This window comes from Patescibacteria group bacterium (genome assembly GCA_028710985.1).
Taxonomy (GTDB): Bacteria; Patescibacteriota; Patescibacteriia; order JAHJFT01; family JAHJFT01; genus JAQTTB01.
In genome coordinates this window covers 713,253-728,613 of sequence record JAQTTB010000001.1, presented here as the reverse complement: position 1 = coordinate 728,613, position 15,361 = coordinate 713,253, and the positions used below count along the sequence as shown (strand labels likewise).

At 47.0% G+C, this 15,361-nt stretch carries 17 protein-coding genes and 1 pseudogene; 16 read left to right on the top strand and 2 right to left on the bottom strand.

Translation table 11 applies throughout. The features are described from left to right. Positions 1–3 precede the first annotated feature (3 nt). From PHW53_03590 to PHW53_03575, 4 genes are read left to right on the top strand one after another with little or no spacing between them, the layout of a single operon-like run. On the top strand, positions 4–1,416 hold the full coding sequence (locus tag PHW53_03590; GenBank protein MDD4995517.1) for a hypothetical protein: 1,413 nt from the start codon (positions 4–6) through the stop codon (positions 1,414–1,416). Between the two features lie 3 nt (positions 1,417–1,419). Further along, entirely contained in the window at positions 1,420–3,093 is a 1,674-nt protein-coding gene (locus tag PHW53_03585) for a type IV secretion system DNA-binding domain-containing protein (GenBank protein MDD4995516.1), read from the top strand. 3 nt (positions 3,094–3,096) lie between these two features. Next, complete coding sequence (gene uppP, locus PHW53_03580; protein ID MDD4995515.1) at positions 3,097–3,879, top strand: undecaprenyl-diphosphatase UppP; 783 nt, start codon at positions 3,097–3,099, stop codon at positions 3,877–3,879. Continuing rightward, on the top strand, positions 3,876–4,742 hold the full coding sequence (locus tag PHW53_03575) for a hypothetical protein (GenBank protein ID MDD4995514.1): 867 nt from the start codon (positions 3,876–3,878) through the stop codon (positions 4,740–4,742). The genes uppP and PHW53_03575 overlap by 4 nt, the downstream gene beginning before the upstream one ends. Before the next feature lie 323 nt (positions 4,743–5,065). Here PHW53_03575 and PHW53_03570 read toward each other — a convergent pair. Beyond that, a pseudogene (locus PHW53_03570) lies at positions 5,066–5,326 on the bottom strand (hypothetical protein). Positions 5,327–5,398: 72 nt separating this feature from the next. Between PHW53_03570 and mnmA the strand changes: the two are divergent. Further along, positions 5,399–6,457 carry a tRNA 2-thiouridine(34) synthase MnmA gene (mnmA, locus tag PHW53_03565; protein MDD4995513.1) on the top strand — a complete coding sequence of 353 codons (1,059 nt, stop codon included), beginning with the start codon at positions 5,399–5,401 and terminating at the stop codon, positions 6,455–6,457. 33 nt (positions 6,458–6,490) lie between these two features. Here the strand turns inward: mnmA and PHW53_03560 are convergent, their stop codons facing one another. Beyond that, on the bottom strand, positions 6,491–7,753 hold the full coding sequence (locus PHW53_03560) for a hypothetical protein (GenBank protein ID MDD4995512.1): 1,263 nt from the start codon (positions 7,751–7,753) through the stop codon (positions 6,491–6,493). An 88-nt stretch (positions 7,754–7,841) separates the two neighbouring features. Between PHW53_03560 and PHW53_03555 the strand changes: the two genes are divergently transcribed. The 11 genes from PHW53_03555 (at position 7,842) to PHW53_03505 (ending at position 15,361) form a co-directional block, all read left to right on the top strand. Beyond that, complete coding sequence (locus PHW53_03555) at positions 7,842–9,611, top strand: alanine--tRNA ligase (protein ID MDD4995511.1); 1,770 nt, start codon at positions 7,842–7,844, stop codon at positions 9,609–9,611. 161 nt (positions 9,612–9,772) lie between these two features. Next, a complete protein-coding gene (gene infA / locus PHW53_03550; protein MDD4995510.1) occupies positions 9,773–9,988 on the top strand; it encodes a translation initiation factor IF-1 in 216 nt (71 codons plus the stop codon). 50 nt (positions 9,989–10,038) lie between these two features. Then, the gene (gene rpmJ / locus PHW53_03545; protein ID MDD4995509.1) at positions 10,039–10,152 is read left to right on the top strand and encodes a 50S ribosomal protein L36; all 114 of its coding nucleotides are present in this window, start codon (positions 10,039–10,041) and stop codon (positions 10,150–10,152) included. Between the two features lie 4 nt (positions 10,153–10,156). Continuing rightward, complete coding sequence (gene rpsM, locus PHW53_03540) at positions 10,157–10,546, top strand: 30S ribosomal protein S13 (protein ID MDD4995508.1); 390 nt, start codon at positions 10,157–10,159, stop codon at positions 10,544–10,546. A gap of 6 nt (positions 10,547–10,552) precedes the next feature. After that, a complete protein-coding gene (gene rpsK, locus PHW53_03535; protein MDD4995507.1) occupies positions 10,553–10,960 on the top strand; it encodes a 30S ribosomal protein S11 in 408 nt (135 codons plus the stop codon). Between the two features lie 5 nt (positions 10,961–10,965). Then, positions 10,966–11,595: a 30S ribosomal protein S4 gene (gene rpsD / locus PHW53_03530; GenBank protein MDD4995506.1), complete on the top strand. Its 630-nt coding sequence runs from the start codon at positions 10,966–10,968 to the stop codon at positions 11,593–11,595. A 15-nt stretch (positions 11,596–11,610) separates the two neighbouring features. Next, complete coding sequence (locus tag PHW53_03525) at positions 11,611–12,441, top strand: DNA-directed RNA polymerase subunit alpha (GenBank protein ID MDD4995505.1); 831 nt, start codon at positions 11,611–11,613, stop codon at positions 12,439–12,441. 3 nt (positions 12,442–12,444) lie between these two features. Next, a complete protein-coding gene (rplQ, locus tag PHW53_03520; protein MDD4995504.1) occupies positions 12,445–12,798 on the top strand; it encodes a 50S ribosomal protein L17 in 354 nt (117 codons plus the stop codon). 116 nt (positions 12,799–12,914) lie between these two features. Continuing rightward, positions 12,915–13,286, top strand: a complete 372-nt coding sequence (gene rplM, locus PHW53_03515) for a 50S ribosomal protein L13 (GenBank protein ID MDD4995503.1) — start codon at positions 12,915–12,917, stop codon at positions 13,284–13,286. 2 nt (positions 13,287–13,288) lie between these two features. After that, positions 13,289–13,825, top strand: a complete 537-nt coding sequence (rpsI, locus tag PHW53_03510; protein MDD4995502.1) for a 30S ribosomal protein S9 — start codon at positions 13,289–13,291, stop codon at positions 13,823–13,825. Between the two features lie 93 nt (positions 13,826–13,918). Further along, the gene (locus tag PHW53_03505) at positions 13,919–15,361 is read left to right on the top strand and encodes a flippase (GenBank protein MDD4995501.1); all 1,443 of its coding nucleotides are present in this window, start codon (positions 13,919–13,921) and stop codon (positions 15,359–15,361) included.

Below are 15,361 nucleotides of genomic sequence, written 5' to 3'. Positions count from 1 at the left end.
ATTATGTCGATCGAAGTGAATTACGCTTTTATAAACAAGCTCCTGGCCATGTCCGGACCGCAGGCTTTTTGGTATTTCTTTATCCACGGGGGATGGATAGCTATTTTAATTATTCTTCTCTGGGGCTCCTACAAAGTTTATCTCTACAAGATGCAGATTCGTGACATCAAGTCCCACCAATATATTTTGCTTGCAATTGACGTACCGAAGGATAATGTCCAATCGCCAATGGCAGTTGAGCATATCTTTGCCCACTTGGCCGGCGCGCACAGCTCACCATCGCTCCGTGAACAATACTGGTTTGGTAGCGTTCAACCATGGTTTAGTCTAGAAATCGCGTCAATAGAGGGATATATCCAGTATTTTATTCGCACACCCGCCAAATTCCGAAATTTAGTTGAGGCAGCAATTTACGCGCAATATCCGGACGCGGAAATCACCGAGGTGGAGGATTATACGTATTTGGTGCCGGTCAAGCATTTTCCGGATCCGGAATGGGAAATGTGGGGATGTGATTTTGTAATGGTCAAGCCGGAATCTTGGCCGCTAAGAACCTACCCGGAATTTGAGCATGGCCTGTCGCAGGAATTTAAAGACCCCCTCTCGGCACTGCTTGAAAATTTAAGCCTGGTTGGGCCAGGCGAACATGTTTGGTTCCAGCTCATGATTGTTCCGATTGAACAAAAGGCGTGGAAAATGGCAGGAGATAAGCTGGTCAAAAAAATGATCGGCGCGAAAATGGAATCAAAACCATCAACTTTGGACAAAATCCTAGATATTCCGTTCAAGGCTCTGGATATAACGACCGAGGCTGTGTTTGGCACGGGAGAGCCGATCAAGAAAGATAAAAAGCAGGACCTGCCAAGTAAGATGCTTTATCTGTCCCCAGGCGATGTTGATCGTGTTAAGGCAATTGAGCGAAAGATAAGCAAGATCGGGTATAAATCAAAAATACGCGCCGTCTATGTCGCTAAAAAACCGGTTTACAAGAAAACAAACGTTGCGCATCCGCTGATCGGCGCAATTAAACAATTTAACTCGGTTTCACTGAACGCGCTTAAACCCGAGTTATCAAAAACCGGCGTGAGCGGCAGTATGCTGTTTTTCAAAAAACAGCGCCAGAATTACCGACGAAACCGGTTGATTGCCGCCTATCGCCAGCGCGATCCAACCTCGCCAATGAGTCCATATATAATGAATACTGAAGAGCTGGCCTCAATCTGGCATTTCCCGGCCATTGAAGTCAAGGCGCCGCTCGTCAAAAAGACGGACGCCAAAAAAGGTGAACCGCCAATGTATTTGCCGTACGATAAGCCGGCCGCGGCTAAGGAAATTTTTAAAGAAGAGCCAGCCCCGACCGTCATCGCTGAAGAGCTGCCGCCCGGCGTGCCCGGTAATTTGCCGTTTGAAAAATAGTTTATGATCAACTACGACCACGATCACGAAAATGAAATAACGCTTTTTGCGGCGACCAATTACCGCAACCGCATGAAGCGTTTTGGCATTAAAACCGACGACCGGCGCCGGCACATGTATTTGCTTGGAAAAACCGGCATGGGAAAAACAACCATGCTTGAGAACATGATGCTCGCGGATATTTACGCCGGACACGGATTGGCAATCGTTGATCCGCACGGCGACACGGCGGAAAAATTGATTGATTTTATTCCGCCCAATCGCATCAATGATGTAATTTATTTTAACCCTGCGGATTCAAATTTCCCCATTGGATTTAATGTTCTTGAATCCGTGGATGAGGAGCATCGCAATCTGATTGCCAATGGCATGATGGGTGTATTCAAAAAAATCTGGCCAGATGTCTGGAGCCCTCGCATGGAATATATCCTGAATAATTGTTTACTCGCGCTTTTGGAATATCCGGGCAGCACATTGCTCGGCATCAACCGCATACTAATCGATAACGAATATCGAAAACGCGTAGTGAGCTCAATTAAAGATCCAATTGTCAAAACTTTTTGGATTGACGAGTACGGTCGTTGGGAAGCAAAATTCCGCAATGAGGCAATCTCACCAATCCAAAATAAAGTTGGCCAATTTTTATCCGCCTCGGTCATCCGGAATATCGTGGCGCAGGTAAAATCATCATTCAATCCGCGGCAGGTGATGGATGAGGGAAAAATTTTTATCATGAACCTTTCCAAGGGCCGCATCGGCGAGGAAACGAGTAAATTGCTTGGCGGTTTGTTAACTACAAAATTCCAACTCGCCGCAATGGAGCGGGTGGATATGCCCGAAGACGACCGCCGCGATTTTTATCTTTATGTTGACGAATTTCAGAATTTCGCCACCGAGAGTTTTGCCAATATATTATCCGAGGCCAGGAAATATCATCTTAACTTAATCATGGCCCATCAATATGTTGAACAGCTTTCCGAAGAGGTTCAGGCAGCGGTTTTTGGTAATGTGGGCACCATGATTATTTTTCGTATTGGCGCGGCCGACGCAGATACTTTCGAGAGCGAGTTCATGCCTAAATTTACGCCGCAGGATTTGGTAAATTTAAACAAGTGGAATGTTTATCTCAAACTCGCGATTGACGGCGTCACCTCCGAAGGTTTCAGCGCCACGGGTTTGCCGCCGGTTGCCAATCGCACCGGTTCGGCTGAACGAGTGATTAAAGTCACCCGTGAACGCTATGCGGTAAAAAAAGAAGTGATTCAAGACAAGGTTTTGCGTTGGACTGGTAGCGAAGTATCGGAAAGTGAAGAAGGCGGCCAGCAAGTAAAAATCAGGTCAGAAGTTGACGGCACGGCTTTTATTGAATCATCAAAAAAGAAAAATAAGCCAAGCTATAAATATACCTGCAATCGCTGCGGCGCGATTCAGGAGCTTGCGATTCAGCTGGATCCGAGCCGTCCGATTTATTGCCAAAAATGCCTTGAAGAGATGAAGACCCAGCGCGGAAAAGGTCAGGGACCGACCAGCGAACCGCGTCCAGGCGCGATACGCCCGACAGCGACAGTCGCTCCGATTGCCAAGGCGCCGCTTGTGACAAAAGGCGACGACCAACCTGAAATTTCGCTCACTGAAGCGCTTGGCGCAAAAAATGAAAATGCCAATAGGCAGGAATAATTTATGGAAATTATTCAGTCAATTATTCTTGGCGCCGTCCAGGGTATTACCGAATTTTTGCCGATTTCATCAAGCGGCCATTTGCTGATATTCCCGCGGGTGTTTGGCTGGCAAGAACAGGGAATTGAATTTGATGCCGCCGTACATTTAGCAACGCTTCTTGCGGTGTTTTTTTATTTTTGGAAAGATTTAAAGAATATTGTTGTTAAAAAAAGTTCCCGCCGACTTGGCTGGATTATTGTCGCCGGAAGTATACCGGCTTTTGTCTTCGGTTTCATATTAAAATTCGTACCCGAAGAATCCTATCGTTCGAATACGATTGTGATAATTTCCCTCATCGGCTGGGGCATAGTAATGTATCTAGTTGATTCTTTTTATCGTAATCATAAAAATACCACCGGCGTCACCGCAGTCAGCGTGAAGCAGGGGATATATACCGGGCTCGCGCAGGCGATTGCCCTGATTCCCGGCACCTCCAGATCGGGCATCACCATAACGGCCGGACTTGCCCAGGGCCTGGATCGGCCAACCGCGGCGCGTTTTTCCTTTTTGCTTGGTATCCCGACCATCGCGGCCGCCGGCGGACTCGCGTTTATTGAATTGTTGACGAATGACGGCGGGTGGTCTAACATTTTGAATGCCGGCATCGGATTGGTTTCGGCATTTATCACCGGCTATTTTTCAATAAAATTCATGCTCGGTTTCCTAGAAAAGCATGGCCTCTGGCCATTTGCCCTGTACCGCGTTTTGCTTGGCGCCGTCCTGATTTATCTTTTTATACTATGAAAAAATTACTGATAATTATCTTATTTACTTTTCTTTCCGCCTTTTACGCGGCGCCGGTTTCGGCCGTCGTAACGCCGGTAAAAAAGACCGATTTTAAAGAATTCCCGGTTCAAACCCTGACGGCAAATTCTGTCGTGGTAATCGATAAGGCGAGCGGCGAGGTTCTATTCTCACATAATTATAATCTTGAGTGGCCGGCGGCCAGTCTGACTAAACTGATGACCGGCGTAATTTTCCTTGAACAGAATCCGGATTTTTTAACCCGGGCCAGCATCATCGCGACGGATGAAGTTGGTGGCGGGCGGCTCGTTGTGCCCAGCGGTTCACTCATGCTGATTAAGGATATCTTTTATTCGGCAATCGCCGGTTCGGCCAACAACTGCGCCATGGCGATGATGCGGCTTTCCGGAATGGATAGCCGGCGGTTCGTGGATATTATGAATCTACGCGCGCGGGTAATCGGCATGAAGAACACGAAATACTACGAACCTTCGGGCATGGATCCGCGAAATACCACAACCGCGGAAGATCTTGCCCTGCTCTCGAAGTACGCGTTTAGCAACAGCCAAATTCGTCACGCCGCCACGACATTTTGGTATAAATTCAATGTTATTTCTCCGGCACTCGCCAAGAGCATCAAGAATACCAATGATTTGCTGATTTACGATCCCGACCTCTATATCACCGGCGGCAAAACCGGCTATCTTGAAGAATCGCAGTACAATCTGGTCATCCAGACCAAGCACATGCGAGAAACCCGTCCAGAACTCATTGTCGTGGTTTTGGGAGCGGATACGCGCAAAGCATCATTTAACGAAGCCAAGGCTCTTGCGCTCTGGATGTGGGACAATTATAAATGGTAAATTTAAAATAAAAACCCTTGGTGAATTTTGAGTTTCACGAAGGGTTAGAGGGAGACATATCATTAATCCTACGTTCACCGTTTCTTTTTTAGTCGGGGAAGATTCAGCGATAGTATCGCTGTGAATAAAATGATGGCGATGGCCTCAAAGAAAGATCTTTCTGCCGCCCTACTCCATTGCGGAGTGTCGGCCATGAATTCGTATAGTATGTTTGCAGTTATAAGTGATATTATCATCACGATAGCTGTTGGAGCCACATTTTTTACTGTATCACCTTCTTCGTGATGAATATACCACGACGAGCCACTTCCGCCGCCTCCGAATAGGATGCCGGCGCCTAACACGAAGCCGAAGTTGTACCAACCACCGTTGTTATGTACTTCGTATATGTGCACGTTTTCCGAGAAGAGTGAGATAAAGAAGGTGATTGGAGCAATTAGGCCGTGCCAGAACCCATGCCAGAACCCAGCGATGTTTCCGTCTGCCATGGGTGTATCAACCAGAGCGTTGGGACCGGCAGCACAGCCAACGAGCAGTAAGAGGCCGCACACTAAGAGTATTGTACCGAGTAGATACTTTTTCATTTTTTCCTCCTTCTAAAAGGAACACTAAACGTTAATTATCATATTATTTCTATTAAGTCAATGGCAGCCATCATGAAAAAGCGTGTTTGCGTCGCAATGTCCGGGGGCGTTGACTCATCAGTCAGCGCCGCTTTATTAAAACACAGGGGCTATGATGTCGTCGGCGCGTTTATTGTGAACTGGTCGGATACGAAAAATCTGAAAGGCGAATGCGCCTGGCGTGAGGAGCGGCGCGATGCAATGCGCGTCGCCGCCAGACTGGATATCCCTCTCCATACTTTGAATTTTGAAAAACAGTATGACAAATTCGTGGTTGATTATATGTTTCGCGAATACCGCGCCGGACGGACGCCGAATCCGGATATTTTATGCAATAAATTTATTAAATTTGGACTCTTCCTCGAGGCCGCGGACAAGCTTGGCTGCAAATATATCGCCACCGGACATTACGCGCGCGTTAAAAAAACCGGCAATCAATGCCACCTGCTCAAGGGCGTTGATCCGGACAAGGACCAGTCATATTTTCTTTATACGCTAGATCAATCGGTTCTCAAGCGGGTGATTTTTCCGGTTGGCGGTTTGCGCAAGCCGCAAGTTCGCGCACTGGCCCGGCAATTCAAACTGCCGGTATCGGACAAGGCCGAGAGCATGGGCATTTGTTTTATTGGCAAAGTAAATATTGAAGATTTTTTAAAACAAAAAATTAAATCAAGACCCGGTGATATTCTGGACATTGACGGCAAAAAAATTGGCCGGCATCGCGGTATTTATTATTATACCCTCGGACAGCGGCACGGATTTGGCATCAAGGGCGGAGGAATATATTACATCGCGGCCAAGGATCCGAAGAGGAATACTCTAACCGTGGTTGACCGGCAAAATCATCCGGCATTGTTTAAAAAAGAAATTTTATTAACCGATTTATCTTGGACTTCGGAACCCGCAGCCACGACGTTCGCTTGCCGCGCCAAGATTCGTTATCGCCAGCCGGACCAGGCCTGCCGAGTAATCATAAAATCTAATACCCGGGCACGAGTTATTTTTAGCAAACCCCAATGGGCGGTCGCGCCGGGCCAGTCAGTGGTGTTTTACAAAGGTTCGCGGTGCCTGGGCGGCGGAATTGTAAAATAAAAGCATCCCGAGGGGGATGCTTAGAGCAAGGAGCTATTCGGATATCAGGTACTCGCGTATCTCGTCGGCATGATCAGCGAGTTTTTTTCGATCCGACGGATTCAGCACACCGATGCGCCACGCGGTATAGTGCCGACCGAGAGCTAGAATTGTGTCGGCTTCTTCGGGATAGAGTTCATCCACCTCGAAGTACTCGCCGTTGATGTACAGCCATATCGGTTGGCGCACAAAACGCTCACCGTGAAACTGCGGCGTAACGATGACACTCTCGGGTTCCATGCCGAACATGTCTTCGAATGCCCGTTCCAATGTAGTCAGATTCGCCGATGACGTGTATTTCTGACCCCAGCCGCGGAAAGTCTCATCTGAGACTTCGAGGACACGGATTGGCTTATCACGGATCGCTTCATCGTTGCCGCAGCCAGGGAGTCGGAAAACAACCGACGTTTTTGGCAAGCGCCGCGAAAGATAGCAATCGGCAATCCGTCGGCAGGCCGGATAACGACTCTCCATGAACCATGTCAGTGCCTGATAGTCGGTTGCCCGACGAATGTTGCGCAATCCTTTCTCTCGAAGGATGTATTCCCACATTTTTTCAATCAGCCTCTGCGCGCTCATCGCGCTTTTACGCAGGTAGCATTCACCGTAGGCTGATATATAGAGACGGCGGTATCGCTGTGACCTCCGGATGATGTCCAGTTGGTTTTCGATCACCAGCCGGTTGCCGCGCCAGTAGATGTGTCCGTCGAGCGATGCGAGGTTAGGAACATCTATATTGGTGAAGCAAGCGTCACGAGACAAGTAATCAAACTTGTCTGCACCGAACGGATGATTGGTCACTATGGCTTCAAGATGATTCTCTTTCTTGAAGAGCGCAATCAGATCTTCGTAACCGATGCCGCATTTCTCGATTACTTCTTTCATTTCTACGAGAAGTTCGAACGCATTCTGCTCGTGCGAAATATCCATCGCTCTTTCGCTGGCGTGGGAAAGGGCAAAGTGCCCAATGTCGTGCAGAAGCCCGAAGCAGGGGAGTAGCTTTTGACTCGTATATGCGTCGAATTGGCTGTTCCAGCCAATAATCCGGCGCTCTGTTTCATACTTTGTTCCAAGCGAATGCACGAAACGCGTATGAGTACCGGCTGGATATATCATTGATATCTGCGCAAGCTGCGATATCTGGCGCAGGCGCTGGAAATTCGGATGGTCAACGATTGGCAAGAACTCCTCAATATCAACGCCGGTGATGGTGCCGCGTACGGGAATGTATATGGCCTTGCGATTGGACGGATGCATAATCTTACCTCCGTTTGATTGTAAACGAACTAGACTACAAGCTTAATTTATCTTGCAGAATTCGTCAAATTCCGCTATAATTAGCCGCATGCTTACTGCCAAAGATTTACGGGAAAAATTTCTAAATTTCTTCCGCGAGAACGGCCATACGGTCATTTCGTCGGCATCTTTGATACCGGAAAACGACCCGACCGCGCTTTTTATTTCCGCGGGCATGCATCCGCTGGTGCCGTATCTTTTGGGCGAAAAACACCCGGCCGGCAAACGCCTGGCCGATATTCAGAAGTGCGTACGCACCGGCGATATTAATGAAGTCGGGGATACCTACCATCATACTTTTCTTGAGATGCTGGGCAACTGGTCCCTGGGCGATTATTTTAAAAAACAGGCAATTGATTATTCGTGGGAATTTCTAACTTCTAAAAAATGGCTCGGCCTGGATCTGACCCGCCTCGCGGTTACGGTATTTGCCGGCGATAAAGACGCGCCCTATGACCAGGAGTCCCATGATATCTGGCTTGAAATCGGCATGCCCGAAGAGCGCATCAAAAAAATGGGCAAAGAAGAAAATTGGTGGGGTCCGGTCGGGGACACGGGTCCGTGCGGTCCAGACACGGAAATTTTTTACTGGGTTTCCGAAGATAATGTTCCGAAAAAATTTGACCCGGCCGACAAGCGCTGGGTAGAAGTCTGGAATAATGTTTTCATGCAATATAATAAAACCGCGTCTGGTTATACGCCTCTGGCGCAAAAAAATATCGACACCGGCATGGGTTTTGAACGGCTGCTCGCCGCCCTGAACGGATTTTCGGATAATTATCATACTGAACTTTTTCTACCCCTCATACGCGAGGTTGAAAAAATTTCCGGTAAAAAATACGACGAGGATAATGAGACCGACCACATCATGCGCATCATCGCTGACCACGTCCGCGCCGCGGTCATGATCCTGGGCGACGATTTGGGCGTGGTGCCGTCAAATCTGGACCAGGGATACATTTTACGGCGGCTAATCCGGAGGGCGGTGCGGTACGCGCGCCTGCTCGGCATTGATTTAAAGACCCGCGTGACCATTCCGCTTGCCGCCAAGGCGGTGGAAATCATGAAATCCGCCTATCCGGAGCTCGAGAGAAATAAAGACCGCATTTTTGAACAGCTCGAAGCTGAAGAAGCCCGGTTTGAACTGACCCTTGAAAAAGGGCTGAGGGAATTTGAAAAATCCTGCCGCGATAAAAAGCTTTCTCCCAAAGAAGCGTTTGTTCTTTTTTCAACCTACGGCTTTCCATTTGAAATGACCTGCGAACTGGCCCGCGAAAAGGGGATTAATGTTGATAAGAAATGTTTTATGGAGGAATTTCAAAAGCACCAAGAGCTTTCGCGAGCTGGCGCCGAGCAGAAATTTAAAGGCGGACTGGCGGATCACGGAGAAGCTGTGACGAAATTGCATACCGCGACTCATCTTCTGCATGCCGCCCTGCGCCAGGTGCTCGGTCCGCACGTTGAACAGCGTGGCAGCAATATCACTTCCGAACGTTTGCGTTTTGATTTTACGCACGACAAAAAAATGACGGCCGAACAAATCAAAGATGTTGAGAACTGGGTAAATGACAAAATTCGTAAAAACCTACGCGTCACGAGCCGTGAAACCACGGTTGAAGAGGCCAAATCGCAGGGGGCAATCGGGCTTTTCACCAGTAAATACGGCGATAAGGTCAAGGTTTATACCATAGAAGGCGCTTCTTCGGAGATCTGCGGCGGTCCGCACGCGGAAAATACCGGCACTTTGGGCAAATTTTTTATCATGAAAGAAGAAGCCAGCTCATCGGGCATAAGACGAATTAAAGCGAAACTTGAGTAATTTTGGCTAAAATTAGCCAAAAAATATCTCAAGTTTTTTTAACTTAAAAACACTTGACGATTATTCATAAATCCGCTAGAATATAGGCAAACTTGTCAAAAAAATATTACTCTGTTATAATACGCGCACTTCATTATGATGCAAACAAAACGGGGGACTCTATGAGCGGCAACGATTTTATAGAAATGAAAGGCAGGGTCATAGAGCTTTTACCGGCCGCGACATTCAAGATACAGCTTGAAAGCGGCCACGAGATACTCGGCCATCTCTCGGGAAGGATGAGAATTAATAAAATCCGCATTCTACCGGGCGATGAAGTCAGAGTAGAGATGACTCCTTACGATCTCACCAAGGGTAGGATTACCTACCGATTCTAGATAGAGTAAACAAACCAGCTTTATCCGGCTGTTTAATTATTTTTGTGAGTATGAAGGTCAGAGCCTCTGTAAAAAAAATATGCCGCGATTGCAAAATTGTGAGACGCAACAGGCGTATTCACGTTATCTGCAAAAATCCTAAACATAAACAGAGACAGGGATAAATTTATGGCAGTCAGAATTGCAAACATCAACTTACCGTTAAATAAAAGGATTGAGATCGCGCTGACTTCGATTTACGGCGTCGGCCGTTCAACATCGGGCCGCGTTTTAAAAAAAACCGGAATTAATCCCGATAAGAAAACATCTGAATTAACGGAAGATGAGATTTCAAAAATCCGCACCATTATTGAAAAAGAGCTGGTGATTGAGGGCGAATTAAAACGCGACATACAATCGGGCATCAAGCGCCTTAAGGATATCGGCTGCTACCGCGGTTCAAGACATGCTAAGAATCTTCCGGTTCGCGGCCAGAGAACAAAGACCAATGCCCGGACCAGGAAGGGTCCGCGCAAGACCATGGGCAGCGGCAGGAAACCAAGCGGTCTGAAGACATAAAAAAATATGGAAGAAAAAAAAGAAAAAACAGAGGCTAAGCCTCGAAAAAAGAAAAAAATCATCCGCCAAATCAGCCATGGACGCGGTTACGTTCAGGCAACATACAACAATACGCTCATTACCCTTACCGATCTGAACGGCAATGTGCTCGCGTGGTCAAGCGCCGGACTTTGCGGATTCAAGGGACCAAAAAAGGCGACACCGTTTGCCGCAACGATCATCGGTAAGAATGTATGCGATAAAGTCGCGCCATACGGACTCAAGGAAGTGAACGTTTACGTCCAGGGAGTCGGCGCCGGCCGCGAATCCGCCATCCGATCGCTGAACGCAAACGGTCTGAATGTATTATCAATTAAAGATATTACCCCAATTCCTCACAACGGCTGCCGAAAGCCGAGAGCGAGAAAGGTCTAATCAATATGGCAACAACAACCGGTTCAAAATGCAGAATGTGCCGCCGCCAGGGTGAAAAACTCTTCCTCAAGGGTGAGCGTTGCGGTACGGCAAAATGCGCGATTCTCAAACGCAATTTTCCGCCCGGAGCACACGGCGCCAAGGGCACCGGACGCATGTCGGGTTACGGCCTACAGTTGCGAGAAAAACAAAAGGCCAAGCGTCTCTACGGCCTTCTTGAAGCCCAGTTTAGAAAATATTACGAAAATGCGCGGAGAATCAAGGGTAATTCAAGCGAAATTATGGTACGCCTGCTCGAAACTCGTTTTGACAACGTGGTTTTCCGACTCGGTCTTGCAAAATCGCGAGCCATGGCCCGTCAGATGGTTAATCACGGCATGTTTAATATCAACGGGCATAAGAATGATATACCCTCCGTCGCCCTCAAACCCAATGACGTTATTACGATTGACCCCTCCAAGGCCTCCAAGAAAATCTTTGAGAATCTTCATGATCAGCTAAAGAAACACGAAACGCCGAGCTGGCTCTTCATCGATGTCGAAAAACTTGAAGGCAAGATGCTTTCATACCCCGAGGGCGAGGAACTGAAGCAACCGTTTGATCCAAAATTTATCATTGAGTTTTATTCCCGCTAAATATTAAATTTTATTATGAAGGAGATTTTATTGCCAAATAAAATAATCATAGCTCCGGGAACCGGCAAGAACGACGCGGTTTTGACCGTCGAACCTTGCTTCCAGGGTTATGGTACAACCGTGGGCAATGCATTAAGGAGGGTCCTTCTATCATCCCTGCCCGGCGCTGCATGTTACGCCGTTAAAATTAAGGGCGTACAACACGAATTTAGCCCAATTAAAGGCGTCAAAGAGGACGCATTGGGCATTATTCTCAATCTGAAGCAGCTCCGGCTCAAAGTATTTACCGATGAGCCAGTGAGGCTCGTCATTAAGGCCAAGGGCGCCGGCGTAGTTAAAGCCAAGGATATTGAAAAAAACTCGGATATTGAAATTATCAATGATGATTTATATATTGCGGAATTAACCGATAAGGATTCCGCTCTCGAAATGGAGATAATGGCTAATCGCGGACGCGGCTATCTGCCAATCGAGGAACGCGATAAATCTAACCTTGAGGTCGGTCATATTGCCATGGACGCACTATACAGCCCGGTTCTCAATGTCGGATTTAAGGTTGAAAATACCCGCGTCGGTGAAATCACCGACTATGATAAGCTGGTGATGAATATCGAAACTGACGGAACCATCACGCCGGAAGAGGCAGTCAATCAGAGCGTTGCGATCTTGCTCGACTACTTCACCGTACTTCAAACGCGCGGCATACCGCCAGCGCACGAGCAGGTTATTCTGGAGCAAGAAAAGCCATCTGAAATTACCGAACCCGAAGCCGTAACGACCGAGGAAAAAGAAGAAAAAAAATCTACAAAAAAGAAAGTTGCGAAGAAAACTGCAAAAAAGAAATAATTTATGAGGCACCGAGTTAAAAATAAAACCCTGGACAGAAAAAAAGCTCCGCGAGAAGCCCTGCTTAGAAATCTGGTTTCGAGTCTCATTCTTTACGAAAAGGTAAAGACAACCAAGGCCAAAGCGCGCGTTATCAAGCCGCTGGTTGACAAGATGATCACTCTCGGCAAACATGGTACGCTCGCATCCCGGCGCCAGGCCCACAAATTTTTCTATATCGAAAACCCGGTGAAAAAAATCTTTGAAGACCTTGCTGTCCGCTACAAGGATAGAAACGGCGGTTATACCCGAATGACTAAACTCGGATTCCGCAAAGGCGATTCCGCGGAAATTGTGCAAATTGAGCTGATTAAATAAACCCGACCCCGCGGCTTTGCCGCGTGGTATCAGGGCGGGTTTTTTAGAAAAAGTGTCGGCTCCGCCGACCTTATCAAACATAATTGCCCCGATAGTCATCGGGGCCACTAATAAATATGGCGAAGAGAATTATCCGCAATACAATTAAACTTGATGCCGCCGACCAGTCGGTTGGACGCCTTGCTTCCAAAGCGGCTTTTTTGCTGCAGGGCAAACACAAACCGGATTATGCGCCTCATATTGATGCCGGCGACTTTGTTCATATCGTAAATGCCGAAAAGCTAAAATTTACCGGCAACAAAATAGAACAAAAGCAATATCTGCATCACACTTTCTATCCGGGTGGTTTGAAATCCATGCCTCTTAAAACGCTTGTTTCGACCGGACAATTTGAGAAAATTATTAAAAATACAATTACCCGAATGCTGCCGAAAAACAGCTACCGCACCGTTCGATTGCGAAGAATAACTTTTGGTAAAGCAAAATAATTATGCCAGTGAAGAAAGCTACAAAGAAAACAACTAAAACCACTGCTAAATCTCCAAGGAAAACTGTCAAAAAACATCCGGTAATTTTAAAAAAGGAAGATGTAAAGATTGAAAAACCGGCTGAGTCAAAAGCTGCTGCCACTAAATCCGGCAAATACATTCGTGCTATCGGACGACGCAAATGCGCCATCGCGCAAGTTCGACTCTACCAGCCGGGAAAGGGGAGCATCACGATCAATGATAAACCCTTGATTGAATACTTCACGGTCGCTTCACAGCAAATCTGCGTCAATGATCCGCTAAAGACTGTCGGACTTGAGGGGAGCGTGGATATTACCGCAAAGGTTTCTGGCGGGGGCAAACATGGCCAATCCGAAGCGGTGAGACTCGGCATCGCCCGATCAATTATTGCACTTAATCCTGAATTAAAATCCAGTCTTAAGAAACCGGGATTTCTCACGCGTGATTCACGCGTTAAGGAACGAAAGAAACCTGGCCTCAAACGTGCCAGACGTGCCCCGCAATGGTCCAAACGCTAAAATTGATTAACATAAACCCCTGGCCGCGTTGCCGGGGGTTTTGATTTAGAAAGCTTGGATTTATTATAAATTTAGTGTAAAATAGTGGTAATTATGGCGGCGAATCTTGCTAAAAATACATTCTATTTGACCCTTGCGGCAATCGGGCAGAAAGTACTTGCATTCATCTATTTTGCCCTAATTGCGCGAATGGTCGGCGTGGAATGGACGGGAAAATATTTTCTCGCCCTCTCATTTACCACGATATTTTCCATTTTTGTTGATTTTGGGCTTAATTCGGTGCTTATCCGGGAAACGGCCCGCGATCACAGTTTGATACCGAAATATCTCAACAATATTTTCAGCATCAAGCTCTTTATGGCCGCGGCAACCGCGATTGTCGCCGCCGTGGTAATCAATATAATGGGATACGACAGCCTCACCACCCTGCTTGTCTATCTCGCGCTCCTGGTGATGGTCGCCGACTCATTTCACATGACGTTTTATGGCATTTTCCGAGGTTTAAAAATCCTGAGTTACGAAGCCCTGGGAATTTTTATCTGCGAAATTATTATCGTCGGACTGGGTACCGCCTCTCTGCTAATTCACCGCTCCCTGCCGATATTGATATTAGCCCTGCTTGCCGGAAGTTTGTTCCATATTATCTATGTACTCTTTCTGCTCAAAAAACGCGCTGGTATTTTGCCACGGTGGGAATTGGATTTTACATTCTTGAGAAAGACTTTTAAAATTGCCCTGCCGTTTGCAATCGCCGGCGTATCAGTGAAAATTTACTCCTACATCGATTCTATATTACTCTCACTTCTTGCCGGCGACGCTTATGTGGGGTGGTACAGCATCGCCTACAAACTAACTTATGCTTTCCAGTTTATTCCCATGGCTTTCGTTGCCGGCCTCTATCCAGTATTATCCGAGCATTGGAAATTCAACCGCGAAAAGCTTATTCACACTTTCACGCAATCGGTCAGATACATGAGCGCCATTTCAATCCCAATTTGTTTCGGCGTCTGGGCGCTGGCGGATAAAATCGTAATTGCTTTCTATGGTCCGGATTTTTTTAACTCAATCCTTCCGCTTCAAATTTTGATATTTGTACTCTTTGCCATCTTCGTCGATTTTCCGGTCGGATCCCTACTCAATGCATGCGACCGCCAAACAACCAAAACCGCAATCATGATCGCGACGATGGTCATCAACGTTGCTCTTAATGCAATTTTAGTCCCACGATTTTTTGCAGTTGGCGCGGCAATTTCCGGCTTGATTAGCTTCACGTTCATGGCCGTCGCCGGAATTTATTATGGTAAAAAATATATCGGCTTTAGCCTGCGTCCCATATTCTCATGTTTTATCAAGACATTTCTGAGCGGCCTCGTTATGGCCATCGTCATTCTCGCTCTCAAGGAACAGTTACACTTTATTCTGCTCGTTCCACTTGGTGCGATTGTCTATTTCTTAGTGCTCTACATCGTTCGGGGGTGGGACAAGAATGATGTTAAGGAGATTACCGGCCTATTATTTAATAAAAATAATCCCTAA